This window comes from Wohlfahrtiimonas chitiniclastica DSM 18708 (genome assembly GCF_000375345.1).
Classification (GTDB): Bacteria; Pseudomonadota; Gammaproteobacteria; order Cardiobacteriales; family Wohlfahrtiimonadaceae; genus Wohlfahrtiimonas; species Wohlfahrtiimonas chitiniclastica.
Genome location: NZ_AQXD01000005.1, coordinates 26,016 through 49,225, shown reverse-complemented (window position 1 = coordinate 49,225; position 23,210 = coordinate 26,016). Strand labels below are relative to the sequence as shown.

The 23,210-nt window shown below is 45.4% G+C and carries 23 protein-coding genes and 1 pseudogene; 12 read left to right on the top strand and 12 right to left on the bottom strand.

The features are described 5' to 3' along the window. From B143_RS0109055 to B143_RS0109040, 4 genes are read left to right on the top strand one after another with little or no spacing between them, the layout of a single operon-like run. Entirely contained in the window at positions 1-759 is a 759-nt protein-coding gene (locus B143_RS0109055) for an ABC transporter ATP-binding protein (protein ID WP_018123025.1), read from the top strand. Further along, positions 756-1,727, top strand: coding sequence for a FecCD family ABC transporter permease (locus tag B143_RS0109050; RefSeq protein WP_248647527.1), 972 nt, complete (start codon positions 756-758; stop codon positions 1,725-1,727). The genes B143_RS0109055 and B143_RS0109050 overlap by 4 nt, the downstream gene beginning before the upstream one ends. Before the next feature lie 48 nt (positions 1,728-1,775). Beyond that, positions 1,776-3,650, top strand: a complete 1,875-nt coding sequence (locus tag B143_RS0109045) for a TonB-dependent receptor plug domain-containing protein (RefSeq protein WP_018123023.1) — start codon at positions 1,776-1,778, stop codon at positions 3,648-3,650. After that, positions 3,650-4,507, top strand: coding sequence for an ABC transporter substrate-binding protein (locus tag B143_RS0109040; protein ID WP_018123022.1), 858 nt, complete (start codon positions 3,650-3,652; stop codon positions 4,505-4,507). The genes B143_RS0109045 and B143_RS0109040 overlap by 1 nt, the downstream gene beginning before the upstream one ends. Here B143_RS0109040 and B143_RS0109035 read toward each other — a convergent pair whose 3' ends face one another. The 7 genes from B143_RS0109035 to B143_RS0109005 all read right to left on the bottom strand — a co-directional run bounded on the left by B143_RS0109035 (position 4,508) and on the right by B143_RS0109005 (position 10,969). Next, entirely contained in the window at positions 4,508-4,873 is a 366-nt protein-coding gene (locus B143_RS0109035) for a hypothetical protein (RefSeq protein ID WP_008314104.1), read from the bottom strand. A 147-nt stretch (positions 4,874-5,020) separates the two neighbouring features. Next, positions 5,021-7,003, bottom strand: coding sequence for a TRAP transporter permease (locus B143_RS0109030; RefSeq protein WP_018123021.1), 1,983 nt, complete (start codon positions 7,001-7,003; stop codon positions 5,021-5,023). Continuing rightward, positions 6,975-7,475 carry a DUF1850 domain-containing protein gene (locus B143_RS0109025; protein WP_148138612.1) on the bottom strand — a complete coding sequence of 167 codons (501 nt, stop codon included), beginning with the start codon at positions 7,473-7,475 and terminating at the stop codon, positions 6,975-6,977. Before B143_RS0109025 ends, B143_RS0109030 begins: the two co-directional genes overlap by 29 nt. Next, positions 7,453-8,454 (bottom strand): TAXI family TRAP transporter solute-binding subunit, encoded by a 1,002-nt coding sequence (locus B143_RS0109020; protein ID WP_026165786.1) that lies wholly within the window; start codon positions 8,452-8,454, stop codon positions 7,453-7,455. Before B143_RS0109020 ends, B143_RS0109025 begins: the two co-directional genes overlap by 23 nt. A gap of 206 nt (positions 8,455-8,660) precedes the next feature. Beyond that, positions 8,661-9,293 carry a lysophospholipid acyltransferase family protein gene (locus B143_RS0109015; RefSeq protein WP_018123018.1) on the bottom strand — a complete coding sequence of 211 codons (633 nt, stop codon included), beginning with the start codon at positions 9,291-9,293 and terminating at the stop codon, positions 8,661-8,663. Continuing rightward, positions 9,290-10,228 carry a phosphatidate cytidylyltransferase gene (locus B143_RS0109010; RefSeq protein ID WP_018123017.1) on the bottom strand — a complete coding sequence of 313 codons (939 nt, stop codon included), beginning with the start codon at positions 10,226-10,228 and terminating at the stop codon, positions 9,290-9,292. The genes B143_RS0109015 and B143_RS0109010 overlap by 4 nt, the downstream gene beginning before the upstream one ends. Before the next feature lie 117 nt (positions 10,229-10,345). Continuing rightward, complete coding sequence (locus tag B143_RS0109005) at positions 10,346-10,969, bottom strand: class I SAM-dependent methyltransferase (RefSeq protein ID WP_018123016.1); 624 nt, start codon at positions 10,967-10,969, stop codon at positions 10,346-10,348. A gap of 123 nt (positions 10,970-11,092) precedes the next feature. Here B143_RS0109005 and B143_RS0109000 point away from each other — a divergent pair, with 123 nt between their 5' ends. Then, positions 11,093-11,686: a CDP-alcohol phosphatidyltransferase family protein gene (locus B143_RS0109000; RefSeq protein ID WP_018123015.1), complete on the top strand. Its 594-nt coding sequence runs from the start codon at positions 11,093-11,095 to the stop codon at positions 11,684-11,686. 35 nt (positions 11,687-11,721) lie between these two features. Here B143_RS0109000 and B143_RS0108995 read toward each other — a convergent pair whose 3' ends face one another. Then, the gene (locus B143_RS0108995) at positions 11,722-12,552 is read right to left on the bottom strand and encodes a MetQ/NlpA family ABC transporter substrate-binding protein (RefSeq protein ID WP_018123014.1); all 831 of its coding nucleotides are present in this window, start codon (positions 12,550-12,552) and stop codon (positions 11,722-11,724) included. Between the two features lie 2 nt (positions 12,553-12,554). Then, entirely contained in the window at positions 12,555-13,397 is an 843-nt protein-coding gene (locus B143_RS0108990; RefSeq protein ID WP_018123013.1) for a MetQ/NlpA family ABC transporter substrate-binding protein, read from the bottom strand. Between the two features lie 231 nt (positions 13,398-13,628). Between B143_RS0108990 and B143_RS0108985 the strand changes: the two genes are divergently transcribed. After that, positions 13,629-14,669 carry an alpha/beta hydrolase gene (locus tag B143_RS0108985; protein WP_248647526.1) on the top strand — a complete coding sequence of 347 codons (1,041 nt, stop codon included), beginning with the start codon at positions 13,629-13,631 and terminating at the stop codon, positions 14,667-14,669. Here B143_RS0108985 and B143_RS0108980 read toward each other — a convergent pair. Genes B143_RS0108980 through B143_RS0108970 form a run of 3 tightly spaced genes read right to left on the bottom strand, consistent with a single transcriptional unit; the run spans position 14,666 to position 17,231 of the window. Continuing rightward, entirely contained in the window at positions 14,666-15,601 is a 936-nt protein-coding gene (locus B143_RS0108980) for a hypothetical protein (RefSeq protein WP_018123011.1), read from the bottom strand. The two genes, B143_RS0108985 and B143_RS0108980, sit on opposite strands and share 4 nt — an antisense overlap. A 5-nt stretch (positions 15,602-15,606) precedes the next feature. Further along, positions 15,607-16,404, bottom strand: coding sequence for an SDR family NAD(P)-dependent oxidoreductase (locus B143_RS0108975; protein ID WP_211205515.1), 798 nt, complete (start codon positions 16,402-16,404; stop codon positions 15,607-15,609). Beyond that, positions 16,401-17,231, bottom strand: a complete 831-nt coding sequence (locus tag B143_RS0108970) for an SMP-30/gluconolactonase/LRE family protein (RefSeq protein WP_018123009.1) — start codon at positions 17,229-17,231, stop codon at positions 16,401-16,403. The genes B143_RS0108975 and B143_RS0108970 overlap by 4 nt, the downstream gene beginning before the upstream one ends. Before the next feature lie 178 nt (positions 17,232-17,409). Here B143_RS0108970 and hisG point away from each other — a divergent pair, with 178 nt between their 5' ends. The 6 genes and pseudogenes from hisG to hisF all read left to right on the top strand — a co-directional run. Then, positions 17,410-18,303 (top strand): ATP phosphoribosyltransferase, encoded by an 894-nt coding sequence (hisG, locus tag B143_RS0108965; RefSeq protein ID WP_008314075.1) that lies wholly within the window; start codon positions 17,410-17,412, stop codon positions 18,301-18,303. Between the two features lie 5 nt (positions 18,304-18,308). After that, positions 18,309-19,604, top strand: coding sequence for a histidinol dehydrogenase (gene hisD / locus B143_RS0108960; RefSeq protein WP_018123008.1), 1,296 nt, complete (start codon positions 18,309-18,311; stop codon positions 19,602-19,604). Then, positions 19,601-20,641, top strand: coding sequence for a histidinol-phosphate transaminase (hisC, locus tag B143_RS0108955; RefSeq protein ID WP_018123007.1), 1,041 nt, complete (start codon positions 19,601-19,603; stop codon positions 20,639-20,641). Before hisD ends, hisC begins: the two co-directional genes overlap by 4 nt. 9 nt (positions 20,642-20,650) lie before the next feature. Further along, on the top strand, positions 20,651-21,739 hold the full coding sequence (gene hisB / locus B143_RS0108950) for a bifunctional histidinol-phosphatase/imidazoleglycerol-phosphate dehydratase HisB (RefSeq protein ID WP_018123006.1): 1,089 nt from the start codon (positions 20,651-20,653) through the stop codon (positions 21,737-21,739). Continuing rightward, on the top strand, positions 21,736-22,470 hold the full coding sequence (gene hisA, locus B143_RS0108945) for a 1-(5-phosphoribosyl)-5-[(5-phosphoribosylamino)methylideneamino]imidazole-4-carboxamide isomerase (protein ID WP_018123005.1): 735 nt from the start codon (positions 21,736-21,738) through the stop codon (positions 22,468-22,470). The genes hisB and hisA overlap by 4 nt, the downstream gene beginning before the upstream one ends. After that, positions 22,455-23,210: pseudogene (gene hisF / locus B143_RS10125) on the top strand (imidazole glycerol phosphate synthase subunit HisF); the annotation flags it as partial. The gene hisA and the pseudogene hisF, both read left to right, overlap by 16 nt.

Here is a 23,210-nt window from a genome sequence, read left to right as displayed (position 1 = left end):
ATGCTTGCGTTATCTGTGAATCAATTATCCGTTCGCTCTCATCAAACCTTGCGTTTAGATCATCTCTCCTTTACGGTGCCACAAGGCAGCCGATTGGCCATCATTGGCCCAAATGGCGCGGGTAAAAGCACGCTGCTGCAAGCTATCTTAAAACTCATTCCAAGTACGCATCAATCCTTAACATGTTTTGGGCAGAACATTGATCAACTCTCCCGCAAAGCGCTCGCTCAATTCATCAGCTATGTGCCGCAAATGCAGCCTGACCTTGCGGTTACCGTGTTTGATTGGTGCAGTTATGGGCGCATGCCCCATCAATCCCTTGGTTTTTCTTTGACGGATCAAGAGCAATCCCTCATCCATACTATGCTTGCACGCACAAATCTGACGCATTTTGCGAATACGCCGCTCAATCGTTTAAGTGGCGGTGAGCGTCAGCGCGCCATGATTGCCGCAAGCCTTTGCCAAGAAACGCCGCTCATTTTACTCGATGAACCCACCAATTTTTTGGACCCCAAACAAGCCCATGAGCTTTTATCATTGATGAGGGACATTGCAACCTCACTCCATAAAACCATCATTGCTGTAACGCATGATGTCAATGAGGTGACCCATTATTTCACCCATTGCCTTGCTCTCAAAGCGGGGAAAATCTGTTTTATGGGTGAAGTATCGGATGTTGTCCATCAGCAGAATTTAGAACGGCTCTATGATCGCCCCTTTATTCAAGCGTTGAGTGAGCAAGGAGTGATCTTTTGGTGAGTCACCGTTGTTCTCTCTTACTCTTAGCCATATTGAGCGTATCTGTCCTCGTCATTGCCCCTTTTTTAGGGTTAGAGAATCTTTCACCGCGAGCAATCTTTGACGGTGATGCTGGCAGTGCCCAAATCTTTTGGCAATTGCGTGTACCGCGCGTACTCACCGCATGGCTCATGGGTGCAATGCTTGCATTATCTGGCTTAGTCTTTCAAGCGATTTTACGCAACCCCCTAGCCGAACCTTTCACTCTTGGGATTGCAAGCGGCGGCGCATTAGGTGCAGCCATTTATATACATTTAGGCTTATCGATATCGTTGAGCCTATTTTCTGGGCTCTCCCTCTTTGCCTTTATGGGTGCGATGGTGATCACCTTTGCCATCTACCTTCTCAATCGCCATGCGCTTGAATCTGTCACTCGCCTTGTGTTGGTGGGCGTCATTTTCAGCTTCTTTTGCAGCAGTCTTGTGATGGTGATGCAAGCCGTTGGCCGCCCGCAAGACAGTTACCGCTTAATGCAATGGATGATGGGCTCGATCAGCCATGTTACAGTGACAGAAATCCTGCCGCTTAGCATCATCATGCTCATCAGTACTCTCATCATTGCCCTATTGAGCCCACGTTTGAATTTATTGAGTGCAGGGCACATCATCGCAAAAACACGCGGCATTGAACCAAAATACGTCTTCATTCCCCTCTTTATTTTGGTCAGCCTAATGATGGGGGTGATGATCGCCATCAGCGGGCCGATTGGCTTTGTGGGCTTAGTGGTGCCCCATGTGGTGCGCCGCCTCATTGGGGCGGATCACCGTTATTTATGGATCGCGGCGCTACTCCTTGGCGGTGCCTTATTGGTCATTGCTGATTGGATGGCACGCGTGCTCTTTGCCCCTGCCGAATTGCCCGTTGGCGTCATCACTGCCCTATTTGGCGCACCTTTTTTCATCTTCATCTTGATAAAGGATAAAAAATAACTATGCTTATAGGTTTTTATTTGCCCATCAAGTAGGATCATCCATCACATGAAAACCCATCAATTATGCGCAGCCTTAAGCGCCGCGTTACTTGCCCCCGTTGCCTTTGCAGACGATGCCATCAATGTCTCTTCTGAGGACAACACCATTGTCTTCACCGCCAATCGCGCAGATCAAGCCTTAGATACCGTAGGATCAAGCATCAATGTCATCACTGAAGAACAATTGGCTCGCGGCCAATATCAACGTGTGAGCGATGCATTGGCCACATTACCCGGCATCAATGTTTCGACCGCTTCTGCCAATGGTACAAGCAATGTCTTTATTCGCGGACTTGGCAGCAGTAATTATTTAGTCATGATCGATGGCGTTGTCATGAATAATCCCGCACTCTATGATCGTAGTTTTGACTTTAGCAGCTTAAACACTCTAAATATTGATCGCATCGAAGTGTTAAAAGGCCCACAAAGTACGTTATATGGTTCAAATGCCATGGCGGGTGTGATTCAAGTCTTCACCAAAAAAGGTGGACCACAGCGTACCACAGTTACGTTAGAAGGTGGCAGTTATGAACATGTGAAAACAACCATACAAACACAAGACATGACTGATACATTGAGTTATGCCTTTGCCGCAGGTTTAGAACAAGAATATGGTGTGTCTGCGGCGGATGCTAAACTCCCTGGTAACTCAGAGCGTGATCACTATAAAAATCGTAATCTTTCAGGTTATATGAATTATGCGCCCACGGATTTCATCAATTTTGATGTCATGCTCCGTTATGATCAACAACGCACTGATACAGATAACGGCGGCGGTCCTGATGAGGATAATCTTGAGTCCTATCAACGCTCAAAACAGTTATTAGGGCGTTTTGCCATCAATACCATCAATTTAAATGAGCAATGGTTAAGCTCATTGATTTATGATGCGCAAAAAGCCACTCTCAAATATTATGATCCAAAGCCAAATGGTGACTATACTGGCACACAACAAACCATTACATGGCAAAATACATTAACATTGCACCCTGATTTTCAAACACTATTTGGCGCGTCATACAATAAAGAGTCCATCAAGTTAACGCCTTCAACAGATGTTTGGAAAAAAAGCATGAAGACCACCAGTGTTTATCTTGATCAACATTTAAACTTTGCCAATCGTTTCTTTAATACCATTGGATTGCGTTATGATGATCATTCAACATTTGGAGATAAAGTCACTTACCGCTTGACCTCTCGCTTTAATGTGAATGATTATATTGCCCTCAAAGGCAGCTATGGCACTGGCTATAAAACGCCCACAATTGTGCAACTTTATGATAAAAAATATGGCAACTCCGCACTGAAAGCACAAACGAGCAAAGGTTACGACATTGGCGTCGTCATCACGCCTCACGCATCGACAACAATTGATGTGACATATTTCCATCAAAAAATTGATCATAATATTGCGTTTACAAACTATTTTGTCAATCGTGACTTTAAATCAAAAGGTTGGGAGCTTTCAACGCAAACCATCCTCAATGATCAATGGTCATTTGGTTTAAATTATACCTATACCAATGCGCGCGAATATCAAAGCAATGGGCAAAGTGTCATCAGCCATAAAGCGTTACGTGTACCTAAACATATGTTTGGGGCACATGTTAATTATCAGCCCAATGAACGTTTAAATCTATTTGCTGAAACAAAATATACTGGAACAGCGCAGGATAAATATTTTGATTCTAAAACCTTCGCAGCAGAACCTAAACAATTAAAAGCCTACTGGATGGTGAATCTTGCCGCAGATTATCAGATCAATGACACCGTCAGCATTTATGGCCGCGTGAATAACTTATTGGACAAACAATATTACAGCGTTTGGGGATATGGCCAAAAACGCATCAACGGTAATATTGGCGTGAAAGTGGCATTCTAATGAAACATTGGCGATCCTTTGGTTTATTGGCGCTTAGCCTTAACATTACATATGCTGATGTGAGTGAGCGCTGTACGCGTATTGTTTCCCTCTCGCCCACCATTACAGATACCTTGCTATCTCTAGGTTTAGCGAACAACATTGTGGGCGGCACGCGCTATGACTTAATGCCAAAGGATCAGCCGATTGCCAACATTGGCGGCACACTTGATCCAAATTATGAAGCGATTCTGCGCTTATCACCATCGATTGTTTTTTCTGAATTGTCGGATGACAGCCCACAATCCTTAAAGCTTGCTGCCCTTCATTTGCCCACAGAGCATTTATCCTTTCGGGGTTTAAATGAAGTGCGGGCATCCACCCTTGCCATTGGCGAGATCTGCGGCATTCATGAAGCTGCTGAGAATAAAGTCAATGAACTCGATCAAGCACTCAACGAACAAAAAAGCCCGCCGCATCGCACTTTGATTTTTTATACTTATCAAGGTCAAGCGCCCAATGCATTGCCAACGCAAGCAGTGGGCCCAAGTTTTCATGAAGAGCTGATGCATGCACTCGGTTGGCAAAATGCGTATCAAGGTGTGCTCAATGCGCCGATGCTTTCCACAGAAAGTGTCTTACAACTCCATCCTGATTTAATTGTGTTGATGAAAGGCGATGTGGGCATAGATTATGATCCTGCCCACACCATTACGATTGAAAAAATCGCGCCCGCTTGGCGGGCATTAGATGCTGTGCCTGCCCTTCAAAATCAACAGGTGTTCGAGATGACTGGCAATGCCACCTTTATGGCAAGCCCTGATGGCATCATTGCAACCCTCAAGGCATGGCGCATCATCTCTGAACGGATCAAATGATTAATGTTTGTGCTCTTTTTCCACCACTTTTTCAGCGATTTGATCGGCAATTTCTGCATCGGTTTCCAATACAACAGGTTTACCGCGCAATACTTTCCACACCACAGAGCGGAACATCCAGCAGTTGATCACCGCCACCGCTAACATCACAGCAATGTTAAAGTAAATGAGATAGAGCTGCCACATGGTTTTAGCATTCGCCATAAAATCCTCTTGCCCAAAATGCATGAAGACAATGACACCAAACGTCACCACATTGGTGAGTAAAAAGATGGACAACCAGAGTTTACGGACTTGTTCTTGCTTTAAAAAGATGGCGGATAATACATAAAATACAATCGCGCCTGCCACTAAAATAAATTCCATGGATTGATCTCCCTTGTTCGTTGTTGTTCAGTTGTCAGTTCGGTGATAACTGTATTAGGGTAATACATTATCTGGCTTTCTGTGTCATCCTAACAAATTAAAAGGCCAATATCTAATATTGATATTGGCCTTGAGCATTCCACCGAGTTATGCAGGCGTTAGCCGATGCATTTTTCGGTAATTGAGCACCACGATCACCGCAACAACTAACATGCCCGCGATGTCTGTATAAGTCTCTGGCACAATCAACATCAATGCGCCAATGGCCAATACAATGCGCTCAATCGGGTTCATTGCAGCTTTAAAATAACCTTCCACTGCCGCACTTAAACTGATGACGCCCACAATGGAGGTGATGGAGATCAGTAAAATGGATAAAATGGGCGGTGCTGGGAATTCTGTTACATTCATGCTCGTTAAACCTGTGGTGTCGATGTAGAGCATCGCAGGATTGTAAACAAACATAAATGGCACAATGAAGCCTGCTAATGCCAATTTAAGTGATTGCCAGCCTGTTTTCATCGGGTCCCCGCCCGCGATGCCAGCGCCTGCAAAGGATGCGAGTGCAACCGGCGGCGTGATGTTGGCAAATAAACCAAAGTAGAACACAAATAAGTGTGCCACCAATACAGGAACGCCCATGCCAGCAATGGCAGGCGCTGCCATTGTGGCCGTGATGATGTACGCGGGAATGGAGGGTAATCCCATGCCCAATACCATCGAAGCCAACATCGTTAAAAAGAGGGTTAAGAAGAGCGAATCTTTACCGATGCTGGTGATCATTGAGATCATCACACTGGCAAAGCCCGTTAAACTCACAGTACCGATGATGATGCCCACCACCGCACACGCAGCCATAACGGGTAACGATTGCTTGGCACCTGTGATCATGGCATCCATCACATCTTTTGGGCCCATGCGGGTTTCAGGTCTGAACTGACTGACGATGATGCTGATCACAATCGTATAAAATGCTGCAAAGTTAATGGGCACAGACTGAGACAAAAAATAGACCAAGGCAAAAATCGGGATCAATAAGTGACCGCGCGCGAGTAAAACTTCTTTCACGCGTGGCAAATCTGCTTTGGGAATGCCTTTTAGGTTATCGCGCCCTGCTCTGAAATGCACTTGAGCAATCACACCTAAATAATACAATAATGCTGGGAAAAAGGCGGCTAAGGCAATGGTGCTGTATTTAACGCCCGTGGTTTCTGCCATGATGAAGGCGCTTGCTCCCATGATTGGCGGTAAGATTTGTCCGCCAACGGATGCGCTCGCTTCCACCGCGCCTGCAAAGTTTGCATTGTAGCCCACGCGCTTCATCATCGGAATCGTAAATACGCCCGTGCCCACAACGTTACCCACCGCAGAGCCATTAATGCTGCCCATAAAGCCACTGGAAATGACTGCAACTTTCGCAGGTCCACCTTGTTTGTGACCGGCAATCGCTAAGGCTAAATCATTAAAAAGTTGCCCCATGCCTGATTTTGCTAAAAATGCGCCAAACAAGATGAATAAGAAGATAAAGGAAACCGATGCCCCAATCGCTGTTGAGTATAAGCCTTCCATCTTCAAATACATTTGCCCAAAGATGTCGCCTAAATCATAAGGGCGCGTCAATAAGCGATCGGGCATAAAATCATAATGACTAATGAATGGATAGAGTAAAAACACCAATGCCAAAATGGGCAGAATCCAACCCATCACGCGGCGCGCGCCATCAATCACCAGCGCCACTGTCATCATGCCAAAGGCAATGTCTAAGGTATTTGGAATGCCGCCGCGCGTATTCATAATGGCATCATATTCCACCCACAAATAGGCAAATGATGTGAGCGATGCTGCCGCTAATGCCCAATCATACAAAGGAATTTTGGTGCGATTTTGTGAATGATACGCAGGATAAATCAAAAAGATCAACGCTAAACCAATCGCCACGTGTGCTGCGCGATACAAGAGCTGCGGAATCGGATAATAAGTGGTGACTAAGTGAAAAAGTGAGTACGTCAGTGCTAAGAGCGCGATGAATGTGCGTATATTTTTGCTCGCGGGATTGCGTACCAGCGATTCGCGATCAAATTTTTCTAAAATGCGCTGGCCATCATCTATTTGAGATGCTGAAGAGGTCATGGCAAGAATTTTCCTTTAATAATGTCCAAATGTTGTGTTGTGTCGTGGTGAGGGTAATTTCTGTGTAATCATCAAAATCCTGATGAATCGGCCACACCTTTTGATTGACCTCAATGGTGGATGCCACATTGCGTGAAATCATCCAATAAAGCACTGGCAGCTGTACATTTGGCGCGGTTTCCACAAAGCCATCGCTCAGTGTGCTTGCTTCATTGTACGGCGTGCCTGCCCCAAAGGTTTTAAATTGTGATCGATACAGATGCAATGCCCCATTTTTCACTTGATACGATTCGCGCCACAATGCGCGTTCCACCGAGTGTATCCAGGACAATGTGAAAGATTGTTCTGGCAATTGGCAATGCACATCACCAGATGAAATCATCACACGCGTAAAAAAAGGGTAAAAGGATAGGCTCAGCAGCACAGCTGCAAAGCCCATCATCATTGCTTTACTGTTTTTGAGCTTGCTCATCATAGAACTTTTGGGCACCCGGATGAATCGGTGCCACCATGCCTTGTTGAGCTTTTTCTAAAGAGACATCTTTCACTGCTTGATGTGCATTTTGTAAGTGATCTAAATTGTCAAAAAATGCTTTTGTTAATTTATACACATCATCATTGCTGAGCTTTTTATTCACCACCAACGCATTCATGATCACCGCAGTTGGCACAGCTTCTGCGTTGCCATAGGTATTGGCTGGGATTTCCATTGGCATGAAGTAAGGTTGATCTGCGGCGATTGTTTTGACCATTTCAGGATCAATGGTGACCAATTGCAAATCAAAGCCTTGTGCCAATTCCATCAATGCTGCATTTGGCAAGCCACTTGTGAAGAAAGCCGCATCCACGCGCCCAGTTCTCAATGCATCGGCAGCTTCTGCAAAGCCTAAATAATCCACTTTCATGTCGTTATAAGTCATGCCGTGGCCATTGATTAAGGAGCGCGCATTGACTTCAACACCTGAGTTTTGATCCCCCACAGCCACACGTTTACCTTTTAAATCTGATAAATTTTTAATGCCTGATTTTTGTGAGGCCACCACTTGCACAAAGTTTGGATACAAGACAGCAATTTGTTGGACACTGTCAAATTTCTTTTGGAACGGTGCTTCACCATTGACTGCATTGCTCAATGCATCGCTCATCACAAATGCCATTTCTGCTTTGCCTTGATCGATGAGGTTAATGTTCTCAACTGAAGCGCCTGTGGTTTGAGTTTTAGAGTTCGCTTTAAATTGATCTGCGTACACTTCACCAAGTGTTGTAGCAATAATGTTGTATGGACCTGATGCACCACCTGAGGCAATCGTCACAAAACGCGTCTCTAAACGGTTCGGGTCACTCGCTTTAGCTGTCTCAGAAGTGCCTGTATTTGCTTCAGGTGCTTTGGCATCATCTGAACACGCCGCTAACAATAATCCACACATGGTCGCCATCGCAACCTTCTTCATTGAAAACATACTCCCCTCCGATTGTTTATGTATGCTTAATTGATATCTGATTTTAATCAGGTCGTCAATCAAAAGTTCAGCAACATTTTTTTGATTTTTGCAAATCCAATTTGATCTCAATGAGTTGATTCATTGATGAGCATCAAAAAACTTGCAATAATTGACCTACAATCATGATACTGACATGCAACATACTATGTCTAGATTTATTTCGTCACACAATGCGTCAAAAGGGTTTGATAGGTTTGTGAAAGTGCGGCTAAATATTGAGCCGCATCATCGTGATACATCAATGGCTCGCCAAGGATCACATCACAATTAAAAGGCACAAACAGCGCTTCTCCCTTTGGCAAAGCTTTACTTAAACCGCGCAGAATCACCGGATGCACCGCCACATCAGGCATCTTCTTAACCAAGCAATGAATGCCGCGTTTTAATTTAAAGTCGCGATCCTCTGTTAGAGCACGTGTGCCTTCTGGAAATAAAATGATGATCTCGCCGCGCTCAAGCGCACTCAACACATTTTTAAAGCTTTGTGCGCTGCCTTTTTCAGAGCGATCCATGGGAATAATGTCAATGCAATGGATGGCAAACCAACGAATCCAGCGATTACGTAAGAAATAATCTGCCGCCGCAACGGGGCGCACGCGATGAATTTGACTGAGTGGATATAAACTCATCAACACCAATGTGTCTAAATGGCTCGTGTGATTTGCCGCTAATATGGCGGCTCCTTCTTTAGGCAAAGGGCTACATTTAACAATGTTTAACCCTAATCCAATTAATACCAAGGGTTTAACAATCAATGCAAAAAAGAGCACTTTAATCAGGCGTTTCATACTGCCCCCTTCGTTACGAAATAAAAGTAATGGAAAAAGAGTGGCGCTGTGTACATTAAGCTGTCAATGCGATCTAAAATGCCACCGTGCCCCGGAATCAATGCGCCGCTGTCTTTGATGCCTAAATCGCGCTTAACGGATGAAAGTACGACATCACCAATAAAACCAGAAATGGCCAATACAATCCCTGCCATCAATCCCTGCTGCCATGTCAAAATGGTTAAATAAGGCGCTAAACATGTGGCCAATAATGTCGTCACGATGAGCCCGCCAATGAATCCTTCCCATGTTTTATTTGGGCTCACTTTCGGGATGATTTTATGGCGCCCCCAAAGCTTACCGCACACATATTGGCTCACATCATTGAACTGCGTGATGAATAGCAGATATAAAATCAAACCGGCAAAGCCAGCTGCTGGATTGATACGATCTAAATTTGCTAAATAAGCAATGTGACTAAAGGCAAACACACACAGCATCAAACTCCATTGAATGGTGGCATTTGCTTTAATGAAGCCATCTGTTTCCCCAATCAAAACTGAGCGCATCGGCAACAGTAAAAATAAGTAGACTGGAATTAAAATGATGAACATGCCATACCACTGCACATACGCAAAATAGTATTGCAATGGGATGGCTAAATACGCCCAAAACACCAAACGACGATCCACCGCACGCATTGGCGTAATGGAAAAGAACTCTTTGAGGGCGAGAAAGCTCATCAATGCAAAAAGGATCGTGATGGCTTTTTGCCCAAGGTACAACGCGCCCACCACAATGATGATCATCCACCACCATGATTGCGTGCGCATGGCCAATTCATTGTGCTGCCCTTTTTGACGTTGGCATTTGAGCCAAACGATGAGGCTCGCTACACTCAATAAAGCAAAAAGTGCGATGATCATATAAAAACTGTGGGGTAAAAGATGCGCCATGATCCATTTCCTATGCATTGTTATTTTGAATACTGTTTAATTTAAACTAAACAACGTTTAAATACAACTTAAATTTTAAGCCATTTATATTTATGGCTTAAATTTAATGGCGTTGCTTTAGTCTTTTTTCACTTGAATGGCAAATTGAATCACATGACACAAGCCATTGTGTAGATCACCTTCTGAACGCATCACTTCCCCTAAAAATAGATGATGAATGCGATCGTTAGCAAAGACGGTAAGGAAATCCTCAACATCATACAACAATTCAGCCACAGGCGGCCCGCCCGTTTGATAGGCAAGTTGCGCGGTTGAATACACCTCGCCCACAAACCATCCCTCATGCTTTAAACTCTCACGAATGCCGTGCAATGTTTTATCTTTCAGTGCAGGTTCAAAATGCCCAAACACACAAAATACATTGTCATAATGCTGTGACGGCCAAGCGGCATCATTAAGATCAATGCATTGTGTCTCGATGATCAATCCCATGGATTCAGCGCGCGCTTTAGCCTTTGTGAGCCCAACGCTTGAATAATCTTGTAACAACATCGTCATCGGGCGATTATGACGCATAGCATCTTCTAAAATATAGAGCGCATTTCGCCCTTCCCCTTCTGCAATTGCAAGCGATGTACCGGAAAACTCTAATCCCTCCACCATTTTGGCAATAAAGGCATTTGGCGCACTGCCATATAAATGCTCATGTGCGGCGTAACGGGCATCCCATTTTTCTCTCATTGTTTCCTCCTTTGCGTGCATCTTAACAAGATTTTTCGCTCGCTAAAAATAAGCAGTGTTTATTTTATTTGACAGACAAATAAACATCGCTCAATATAATTAAACACTTCAGGAGAAAATAAGATGATCACCATTTATCAACTCAAACCAAAATTTCAGAATTTACTTCGCCCGCTTGTTCATACACTGTATCAGCGCAGCATCACTGCCAATCAAGTGACACTCTTTGCCTGCTTAGGCTCCATTCTCACAGCTGGCATCATCACTGTCAGCTTGCCCAATTTTACGATCTTATGGCTCATGCCCATTTGGTTATTTGTGCGCATGTCGCTCAATGCAATTGATGGCATGCTTGCCCGCGAACATCAGCAAGCCTCGAAACTCGGCGCTTATCTCAATGAATTGTGCGATGTGATTTCAGACACAGCTTTAATGCTCGTTCTATTGCCCATTGCAGGCATCAATAGTATTGCCGTATTCAGCGTGATTTTTCTAGCCTTATTGTCAGAATATGCCGGCGTTATGGCACCACTGATTGGAGAAAAGCGCCGCTATGATGGGCCAATGGGTAAAAGCGATCGTGCCTTCGTACTCGGCGCATTGTGTATTGCACTGGCTCTAAACATCATTTCAATGACATTTCTCAATGGCATTTTATGGGCAATGGTTGCGTTATTGATGTTCACCATTTATCAACGCATTCAACGCGCGCTATAAAAAACCGCTCATTGAGCGGCTTTCGATTCTACCCATTATGGCTGATTGCCCCATGCCGCCGGCAATTTAAAACCAGGATAAGTTTTGGCAATGTACGCTTTAAAGGCTTCTGAATTGTAGGCATCCGTCACATCTTTTAACCATGGCGCCTCGATATCTTTTGACTTCACTGCACTCCAATTAACATAGGCAAAACTTGGTTCTTGAAAAAGTGCATCGGTTAACGGAATCTTGGCATCAATGGCATAATTGCCGTTGATGATGGCAAAATCCACATCCGAACGGGATCTTGGAACTTGTGCGGCATCAAGCTCGACAATTTCAATGCCTTTTAGATTCTCGGCAATGTCATTTTTCGTCGCCAAAATGGGATTCACGCCCGCTTTCAGTTTAATCCAGCCCAATTCATCTAACATCACAATGGCGCGGGCAAAGTTACTCGGATCATTCGGCGCAGAGATGCGCGCACCTTCTTTGAGATCTGCTAATGATTTTAATTTCCCAGGATAAATGCCAAGCGGCGCGGTGGGCACTTGAAAAACTTCAACCAAATCTAAATGGCGCTGCCCTTTAAATACATCTAAATAAGGCTTATGCTGAAAAATATTGATGTCTAAATCACCATCCGCCAATGCCATATTTGGGCGCACATAGTCATTAAATTCAATCAATTTGACGGTGTAACCCTTCTCTTCTAATTGCGCGCGTACCGAATCACGCACCATGTCCGCAAACATGCCAGGTGTTGTCCCAACGGTGATCACTGTTTGATGTGTGGACTCCGCTTGATCTTGACCACAGCCTGCGAGGATTAAACTCACGGCAAGTGCACTGATCGCCAATATTTTGCGTCCCAATCGTTTCATGATTATTCCTTAGAGTCTGTTGCTGACCATGCTGCAGGATATTTATAACCGGCAAACACCTTATGGGCATACGCTTTAAAGGCCTCTGAATTGTAGGCATCCGTCACATCTTTGACCCATTGCGCATTTTGATCGGCAGTTTTAATGGCAGACCAATTGATGTATTCAAAGCTTGGCTCTTGAAATAAAGCTTCGGTTAAGGGGATTTTTGCATCCACAGCATAGTTGCCCGTAATCACTGCAAAATCCACATCCGAACGCGATCTTGGCAATTGTGCAGCATCAATGGCAATGAATTTTAAGCCCTTAGGATTCTCAGCAATGTCTTTTTCAGATGCAGTGATGGGATTGACATCATCTTTTAACGTAATCCAGCCTAATTGACTCAATAGTACAAGCGTGCGTGAAAAGTTACTAGGATCACTCGCCACAGAAATGGTCGAGCCTTCTTTCACATCATCCAACGTTTTTAATTTACCAGGATACACGCCAAGAGGCGCCGTTGGCACTTGGAACAATGGGATTAAATCCACTTTATTGTGGGCAATGAACTGCGTTAAATAGGGTTGATGTTGGAAAATATTGATGTCTAAATCGCCGCTCGCCAATGCATGATTAGGGCGCACATAATCATTAAATTCAATCAATTTAACGGTGTAACCCTTCTCTTCTAATTGCGGGCGCACAGAATCACGCACCATGTCCGCAAACATGCCTGGCGTCGTGCCAAAGGTGATGGCTTTTTTCTCAGAAGTTTGTGTGGTGTCGCTGTTACCGCAACCGGCCAAAATTAGGCTCAATGCTAAGGTTGCTGCCGTGATCAATCGTTTCCCTAATGCTTTCATGATGACTCCTTTAATTGCCTTGCGCCAATCTCGAGCCAACGTAAACATTCAATGATCGATTGCACTGTTTAGCTGTTTTCGCCCGCAAGTTGTGTAAATCGGCGCTATTGTTTAATAGTTCATTATTAATAGCGCGTTCTTCAGTGAGGGTCAATATTTTTTAATAAAAATTTGTCATATCAAATGAGAATGACTATCATTATCTAATTATTGACGAGAGGCATCATGATCATGCGTTTTTTTATCCTACTCTTTTGTGTGCTGATGCCCATCGGCTTTGCACAGCCCATCACCATTGGCAACATCACCACATTATTTGCCCCAAGCTTAAATGATGAAGCGCGCGAGGTACAAGTCTATGTGCCACCTTCGTATGCCGATTATCCCTCACAGACTTATCCGGTCATTTATTTGCTCGATGGCGAAAGTCATTTTCATTACTTGACAGGCATTGTGGAAAAGCTCTCTAAAGCGCCCTATCCATCCTTGCCTGAAATGATCATTGTGGGCATCATCAATACCGATCGCACGCGGGATTTAACGCCATCCATTCCTAGCGCACCCATCAATTCTCATGCCATCAATGGTGAAACCGGTGGCAATGGTGCATTTTTTGATTTTCTAGAAGGCACCCTTCGCCCATTGATCGAACAAACCCATCGCACCAATGGTTATAACATTCTCATTGGCCATTCATTTGGCGGCATTACAGCCCTAAATCATCTATTGAGCAATCACTCCATGAATGCTTACATTGTGCATGATCCAAGCATTTGGTGGGATGACGCCTTTATGCTGAAAAAATTTAAAGCCGCACGTGGACAAGATTTTCACAACATTCAATTGATCCTCACGCAAGTTGGGCAAACTGAGCGCCGTGATCATTTAACGGATCATTATGATGCCATCTCAACTTTCAATGATTATCTACAAAGTCAGCCCTTTTCGCGCCTAACTTATCACTATGCGCAATATGAAGGCGAGGATCACGGCTCGATTGTCATCAAAGGCAATTTAGAGGGGCTACGCACACTGTTTGATGGTATGCAGGTGAATCTACGAGCGCTCCATGATGAGCCAAATTTAGTGCAGATTCAATATGAAGATTTAAGCGCCAAACTTGGCTTTACGATGCAGCCAAGCGAGCCTTATTTAGCGGCTGTATTGTCATATTTAAAGCGCACCGGCACACCCAAAACCGCGTTGGCGTTTGAAAAATACATCCTCACGCTTTATCCAAACGGCAACACAGCGCAGTCACTCTTGCCTTAAGAGGCATTGAGTTGCTGATATGCTGCTTGAACGCGCTGATGGCGCTTCATGATGTGTTCGGCTTTATCAATAAAATGTTGACGAGAAGCGGTCGCTTCCTCTTCTGCTAAATGACCAAACTCAAAATGGAGCGCACGCTGCAAGGCGCTCTCTAATTGCGAAGGCAATGCTTCATGTGTCGCAAGCAACTGCTGCAAATGTGCACTCGTAAGCAAGGCTTCCATCACATCGCTTTGTAGCAATGCTTCCAAATATTGGTTGAGCCCATCTTGCATCGACAGCGCAACCATCACCGCTAAAATGCCGGTGGTTTGTTCGGCATTCGTCATCTCACTGACGCGCTGCTGCACGCCCATAAAACTTTGCAATCCTTCATCAATATTGTCCGTCAAAATACCTGCAGTGCCGGCGGCCAATTGCAGCTTAGCAATGTTCAAAAGGGGCGGATATTGTGGAAAGGGCGTCATCATCACGGCGTCTTTCGGATACCACACCCACGTTTCCACAGGATGATTGGCAAACACTGCATCATACCGCGCGATGATGGCAACATTATCGGCAATGTTTTGCAACACGCGCGGCGATTTTGCCAACACATCGGCTAAGCAATCGGTGTTTGTGGTGCGCCAACACAATGTCCCATTTTGCGTGACACCTTCATCTTTCACCCAAACCATGGCAGGCTCATTGGCAAGCGCTGCATAATGGCTCGCAATCTTTGTCATGGCATCTGTGCTTAAAAAAGGCTCCGCTAAGAAGGCAGCCTCCAGCGCATCATAATCTTGCCAATAAGCATCGTGCGCTTTTGTTGCATAATCACTGGCAATGAGCGGCGCGCCAAGCAGCGCTGTGTAACGATTATTCACAGATCGCTCATCGACTGCCCACGCGCTTGGCAACCATAATACCGCGCTTAACCACATCCATTTCATGCTGTTTACTCCGGAAACAATAAGCCTGCATCCACCACAAAATCTTGCCCTGTGCAACCACGGCTCTCTTCTGAGGCAAGGAAAAGTGCAATTTTCGCACAATCCTCCACTTCTAAGCGAAATTTCAACATCTGTTTTTCTAAAAATTCTTGATGGGCTTTTTCTAAACCTTTCGGATCATCTGCCCACATTTGATCTTGGCGATCTGTACGAATCGCCCCCGGCACCAAGCAATTGACGCGAATGTTATCTGCCCCAAGTTCACGGGCTAAGGTGCGCGTCATACCGAAAATGGCAGCTTTAGCAGTGGTGTAGCACACCATATTTGGTAAACCTTGCATCCATGAAGTCGAACCCATATTGATGATGCTTCCGCCGCCACGTTTTGCCATGATCGGCGCAATGCGCTGAATGGCAAAGAGCTGATGACGCAAATTGATGTTCATGCGATCATCCCAATAGGCTTCTGTCACCTCAAATAAGCTGTGGCGATCATCACGCGCTGCATTATTGATCAACACATCAATGCCACCAAAATGGTGCGCCGCTTGATCGATACACGCTTGATAGGCTGCTATGTCCCGCACATCACAAGGCTGAAAATAGAGATCCGGATGATTCAAGCGTGCCACTAATGCATTGCCCGCCGCTTCATCATAATCAATGAACGCAACCTTTGCCCCTTGCTGCAAAAAAGCTTCCACAAAACCTTCCCCAATGCCGGATGCACCGCCTGATAAAAACAGTACTTTGTCTTTTAGGGAGTGATAAATTGCCGTTGTATAATTTTTATTCATAATCATGCTCCTAATGAAAAATAGTGGGCAGACACGCCTTTAACAGGCGCTTTGCATTGATATAATTGTCCGCTGTGATTGTCTGATGCATCCGCATATTCGCGGGAACTTGTGACAAAAAGCGTGGCTAAATCCTTGCCGCCAAATGCCATCATGGTGGGATAACGACTGGGCACATTAAGGGTTTCGATGATGTTGCCATCCGTATTTCGCACCGTTAAACGCCCTGCGCCAAAATCTGCACTCCAATAGTGACCTTCTGCATCAAATTGCCCGCCATCGGGTTGTCCACCTTTGGCAAAAATACTGCGCTCGCCAATGATGTGGCCATTGCTTGGATCTAACGGATAGCGGTAAATCGTGGCCGTTTGGGTATCTGAATAGAGCATATGGGTGCCATCTGGCGAAAAGGCAATGCCATTGATGATGTGTAAACCAGTATCGATCACTTCAAGCGCACCGTTTGCATGCATGCAGCAAAGCACCGCGCCCGCAGCTTCACCTTCAAACACTGTGCCGCACCAAAAGCGCCCCCACGGATCAACTTTGCCATCATTAAAGCGGCTATGGGCAGGATCACTTGGAATGTTCGCTAAATGCTCGATTTTCTCACCATAGGCATTCAATCGATACACACCTGTGCGCATCGCAGCAATGAAGCCACCTTCTTTGATTAATCCAATACAACCAATGTTTTCATCTGCAAACCATGATTGATGCGCATCTTTGATGGGATCATATTGAATGATGGCATTGCCTAAAATGTCCACATAATAGAGGCATTGATCCCGCTCACTCCAAACGGGGGATTCACCGAGCAATGTTGTGACCATGTGCACTCCTTATTGTTAATTCATCTGGGCTAATTTTCTTATCAATTCATTCTCTTAGTGATCATTACTATAACAGAGATGAAAATTTTATAAAAAAATGGTTGCATTAAATCAAATCAATTGTACTATTATAGTAGTACAGTATTAAGATAATTCAAAAAAACACCAAAGGAATGCCATGCAAAATCAACGTTTGAAAATTGCCATCCAGAAATCTGGTCGACTCAGCCAAGATTGCGAAAATCTCCTCAAGCAATGTGGCCTTAAAATCACCATTCAAAAAGATAAGCTCATTGCCCATGTGGAAAATATGCCCATCGACATTTTGCGTGTGCGTGATGACGACATTCCGGGGCTCATTTTTGATGGTGTGGTGGACATTGGCGTTGTGGGGCAAAATGTCCTTGAAGAAGTGGCGCTGAGCCGCGAAGGCAAAATGGACAATCAATACATTGCATTAAAAGAATTGCCTTTTGGTGCATGCCGTTTGTCGATTGCCATTCCTAAAGAGCGCCCCTATCAAGATGTGACAGATCTCACAAATCTACGCATCGCAACCTCTTACCCATATCTGTTAAAGCGCTTTTTAGATGAGAAAAACATCCCCTTTAAAACCTCAATGCTCAATGGTTCTGTAGAAGTTGCCCCGCGCGCAGGTCTTGCAGATGCCATTTGTGACCTTGTCTCAACCGGCGCAACATTAGAAGCAAATGGTTTACGCGAAGTGGATGTGATCTATCGCTCAACAGCGGCACTCATTCAAACCACCGCCCCGATGAGTGCAGATAAGCAAGCGCTCATCAATAAACTCATGTGCCGCATTCAAGGCGTCACCCAAGCGATTGAATCAAAATACATCATGCTCCATGCGCCGAAAGATCGCTTAGAAGAGATTTGCTCATTATTGCCAGGAGCTGAGACCCCAACGATTTTACCCCTCACCAATGATCAATCGCGTGTCGCGATCCATATGGTGAGCACCGAATCCCTCTTCTGGGAGACGATGGAAGCCCTTAAAGCCAAAGGGGCCAGCGCAATTTTAGTGTTACCAATTGAAAAAATGATGGAGTAGTTGTGATGCGTACAGTTGTTTGGAATGAATTAACCACCGAAAAACAGGCCGAAATTTTACAGCGCCCGGTGCAAATGAGCGCCGAAAGTTTAGAAAATCGCGTGCGCGCCATTGGCGAAGCGATTGAAACTGAAGGCGATGCTGCCCTGCTTCGCTTTACGGCACAATTTGATGGCACAGAATTAACTGAAGTGCTGTTGCCACAATCTGCCTTTGACGCAGCGGAGCAAAATCTCTCTGATGAGTTCAAAGCTGCCCTTAAAAATGCGTATGACAACATATATCAATTCCACAAAGCCCAACAAACGCCGCCGATTACAGTGGAAACACAAAAAGGCGTCGTATGCGAAGTGGTCACGCGCCCGATTGAAAAAGTGGGCTTATACATTCCAGGCGGAACAGCGCCGCTATTTTCCACGGTATTAATGTTGGCCATTCCAGCGCAGATTGCAGGCTGCCAACGCATTGTGCTCGCCTCACCGCCTACGATTGCCGATGAGATCATTTATGCGGCCAAATTATGCGGCATTGACACCATTTACACCATGGGCGGCGCACAAGCCATCTTTGCTTTAGGGCTTGGCACTGAACAAGTGGAAAAAGTGGATAAAATCTTTGGCCCGGGCAATAGCTATGTGACAGAAGCTAAACGCCAAGTGAGCCAGCGCGTCAATGGTGCAGCCATTGACATGCCTGCGGGCCCATCTGAAGTGTTGGTGATTGCGGATGATTCCGCAGATCCTGATTTTGTGGCCTCTGATCTGCTTTCCCAAGCGGAGCATGGCGCAGATTCTCAAGTGATTTTAGTCACCACATCTCAAAACATGGCTGAACGCGTCAATGCTGCGTTAGATTATTGGCTCGCGCGCCTCTCTCGCAAAGATGTGGCCACCGAATCCCTTCGCCACAGCACCACCATCATTGTGGATGATTTGACAGAAGCCGTGCGCGTCAGCAATCAATATGCGCCTGAGCACTTAATTTTACAAACTCAAGCACCGCGCGATTTATTGCCAAGCATTCAGCATGCAGGCTCTGTTTTTGTGGGGCAATATTCTCCTGAATCCATGGGTGATTATGCGTCTGGCACCAATCACGTTTTGCCAACGTATGGCTATGCAAAAACGGTCTCAAGCTTGGGATTGGCAGATTTCAGTAAACGCATGACCATCCAAGAAATCTCCGAAGAGGGATTAAAAACTTTAGGCCCCATCGTCTCTCTTTTGGCAGAGAAAGAGTTGTTAGATGCCCATAAATTAGCCGTTGATCTTCGTTTAGAGAAAGTGAAGGAGCGCACATGAACATCGAAAAACGTAGCCTCAATACCTTAGAGCCATATTCTGTCGCGCCCCGTGATGAAGATCCGCGCGCCATCTATTTAGATGCCAATGAGAACCCTTATCCGCAAACCTTTACCCTCACCAATGCAACGTTTAATCGTTACCCTGAATCACAGCCAACGGTTTTGATTGAGCGCTATGCAAAATTTTTGGGCGTGCAGCCGGAGAACATTCTCGTGTCCCTTGGCGGCGATGAAGCGATTAAACTCATCATTGAGGCGTATTGCAATGGTGATGAAGATGCCATTCTCTGCTCACCGCCTACTTTTGGCATGTATGCCATTGATGCACAAGTGGTGGGCGCAAAAGTGCTCACAGCACCTTTGACACAAGATTTTCAACTGGATGTGCCTGCCCTTTTAGAATCCATGCAGGATGCAAAAGTGGTGTTCATCTGCTCGCCAAATAATCCCACCGGCAATGTGATGAAGCTTGACGAGATGGAAACCATTTTGCGCGCCGCTGACCATGCCATTGTGGTGGTGGATGAAGCGTACATTGAGTTTGCCGATCAACCAAGCTTTGCAAGCCGCTTAGCAGAATTCCCAAATCTTGCAATTATCCGCACATTGTCTAAAGCCTTTGGTTTAGCGGGCATTCGCTGCGGCTTTACGGTGGCCAATCCTGAGGTCATTCGCACCCTTAAAAAGGTGATTGCGCCTTATCCGATGCCTTCGCCCGTTGTGGCAATTGCAGAATCTGCGTTAACAGATGCCGCCATTGACCAAATGAAAGCGAACGTTGCGCGCATTCAAGCCACTAAAAGCAATTTCATAAAAGCGCTTGCCACCATCGATTACGTGACCAAGGTTTATCGAAGTGATGCCAACTTTGTGCTCATTGAAGTGACCGCCGCCGATGCACTGATGACGCACCTTAACAATGAACACATCTATGTAAAACGTCAATCGGGTGCGTTCAGTGATCTCATTCGCATCAGCATCGGGACAGATGAAGAGATGGCGCGCGTCATCACTGCCCTTAAAAATTTTGTTTAGGAGAAAGACATGCAAAATATTTTATTCATCGATCGTGATGGCACTTTAATTGATGAGCCAAAAACCGATTTTCAAATCGATTCCCTTGAGAAATTAAGTTTTGAGCCGAATGTGATTCCGGCATTGCTTGCCTTACAAAAAGCCGGTTACCGTTTTGTGATGGTGAGCAATCAAGATGGACTGGGCACAGACGCTTTCCCACAAGAGACCTTTGATGCACCCCACAATAAAATGATGGCGCTCTTTGAATCTCAAGGCATTACTTTTGATGAAGTGCTCATCTGCCCACATTTTCAGGAAGATGATTGCCAGTGCAGAAAGCCAAAATTGGGCTTAGTGCAACGTTATTTAGATGAAAAACTGTTTGATCCGAATCACAGTTATGTGATCGGGGATCGCCCAACGGATGTGGCATTGGCAGAAAACATGGGCATTGCTGCCATTCAATATCATCCTGAGCAACTGCCTTGGTCATTGATTGTGGAAAAATTGGTGCCCATGACTTTATGCAGCGGTGATCGCACCCCAAGAACCGCCAGCGTTACGCGCACCACAAAAGAGACAGACATCAATGTGACAGTTTATTTAGATGAAACCGGTCACAGCCACATTCACACAGGTTTGCCATTTTTTGATCACATGCTCGATCAAATCGCCACCCACGGCGGCTTTCGTTTAGAGCTCAATGTGAAAGGTGACATTGAAATTGATGATCACCACACAGTGGAAGACACGGCGATTGCCCTTGGCGAAGCACTGCGTGAAGCCCTTGGCGATAAGCGCGGCATTGCCCGTTTTGGTTTTGTGTTGCCAATGGATGAATGCAAAGCTTCCTGCACCTTAGATTTATCAGGGCGCCCACATTTAGAATTTGATGCCAAGTTTAAACGTGATCAGATCGGTACATTCAGCACAGAAATGGTGCCGCACTTTTTCCGTTCACTCGCCTATTCACTCGGCTGCACATTGCACTTGAAAGCCAAAGGCAAAAACACGCACCACAAAATTGAATCGCTCTTTAAAGTCTTTGGCCGCACATTACGCCAAGCCATTAAAGTGGAAGGCACAGATTTACCCAGCTCTAAGGGATTATTATGATCATCATTCCAGCATTAGACTTAATCAATGGTCAAGTGGTGCGTTTGCAGCAAGGCGATTATGGCAAGCAAACCACGTTTACAGTTTCTCCCGTTGAACAATTTCAGCGCTACATTGCAGGCGGTGCGAGTTATCTTCATTTGGTGGATTTAGATGGCGCAAAAGATCCCCTCAAGCGCCAATTGACCACGATCGAACAACTGGTGACATCCGTCAATGTACCCATTCAAGTGGGCGGCGGCATTCGCACAGAAAAGGATGTCGAAAACTTATTAAAGATTGGCGTCGCGCGCGTGGTGATTGGCTCAACGGCCATTCAATCGCCCGAGCTCGTCAAAACATGGTTTAAGCGCTTTGGCGCAGATCGCTTGGTGCTTGCGTTAGATGTGCGCATCGAACACGGTGAAAAATGCATCGCCATCAGCGGCTGGCAAGAGACATCAGAGAAAACATTAGAATCCGTCATTGATGACTTTTTAGTGGTGGGCTTAAAGCATGTTTTATGCACAGACATCTCTAAAGATGGCATGCTCAGCGGCTCAAATATCGATTTATATCAAGAAATTACGGCTGCTTATCCATCCATTCAATTTCAAGCATCGGGCGGCATTGGCGACCTCAGTGACATCAAAGCCCTTGAACCCACCAATGTTTTTGGCGTCATCGTGGGGCGCGCATTATTAGACAATCAATTTTCTGTACAGGAGGCAATCGAATGCTTGCAAAAATAGTGGCATGTTTAGATGTCAAAGATGGCGTAGTGGTCAAAGGCACACAGTTTAAAAACCATGAAATCATGGGTGACATTGTGGCGCTTGCCAAACGCTACAATGAAGAAGGCGCCGATGAAATTGTCATTTATGACATCACCGCGAGCACCAAAAATGATTTGGTGGATAAATCATGGATTCAAAAAGTCGCCGCGGTGATCGATGTGCCATTATGCGTGGCTGGCGGCATTCGCTCAGTTGAAGATGCACAAATGGTGTTTGACAATGGTGCACAAAAAATCTCCATCAACTCCCCTGCCTTAGCGAATCCTGATTTAATCAATGAACTGTCAGAAACCTTTGGGAAATCACGCGTTGTGGTGGGCATTGACTCCTATTATGATCAAGCGCGCGATGATTACTTTGTTTATGCCTTAACCGGTGATCCTGACACCACATTAGAAACCGAATGGCGCACGGAAGATTGGATCAAAGAAGTGGAAAAGCGCGGCGCCGGTGAAATCGTTTTAAACATGATGAACCAAGATGGCGTTCGCAGTGGTTATGATTTGGTACAATTGGCAAAATTTTCAGCATTGACTTCATTGCCAATCGTGGCATCGGGCGGCGCTGGTGCCCCTGAGCACTTTTTAGAAGCCTACACCAAAGGCAATGCCGCCGGCACCCTTGGTGCATCCGCCTTTCACAAAAAAATCGTGCACATTGGCGAGCTCAAAGATTATCTACGCGCCAATGGCTTA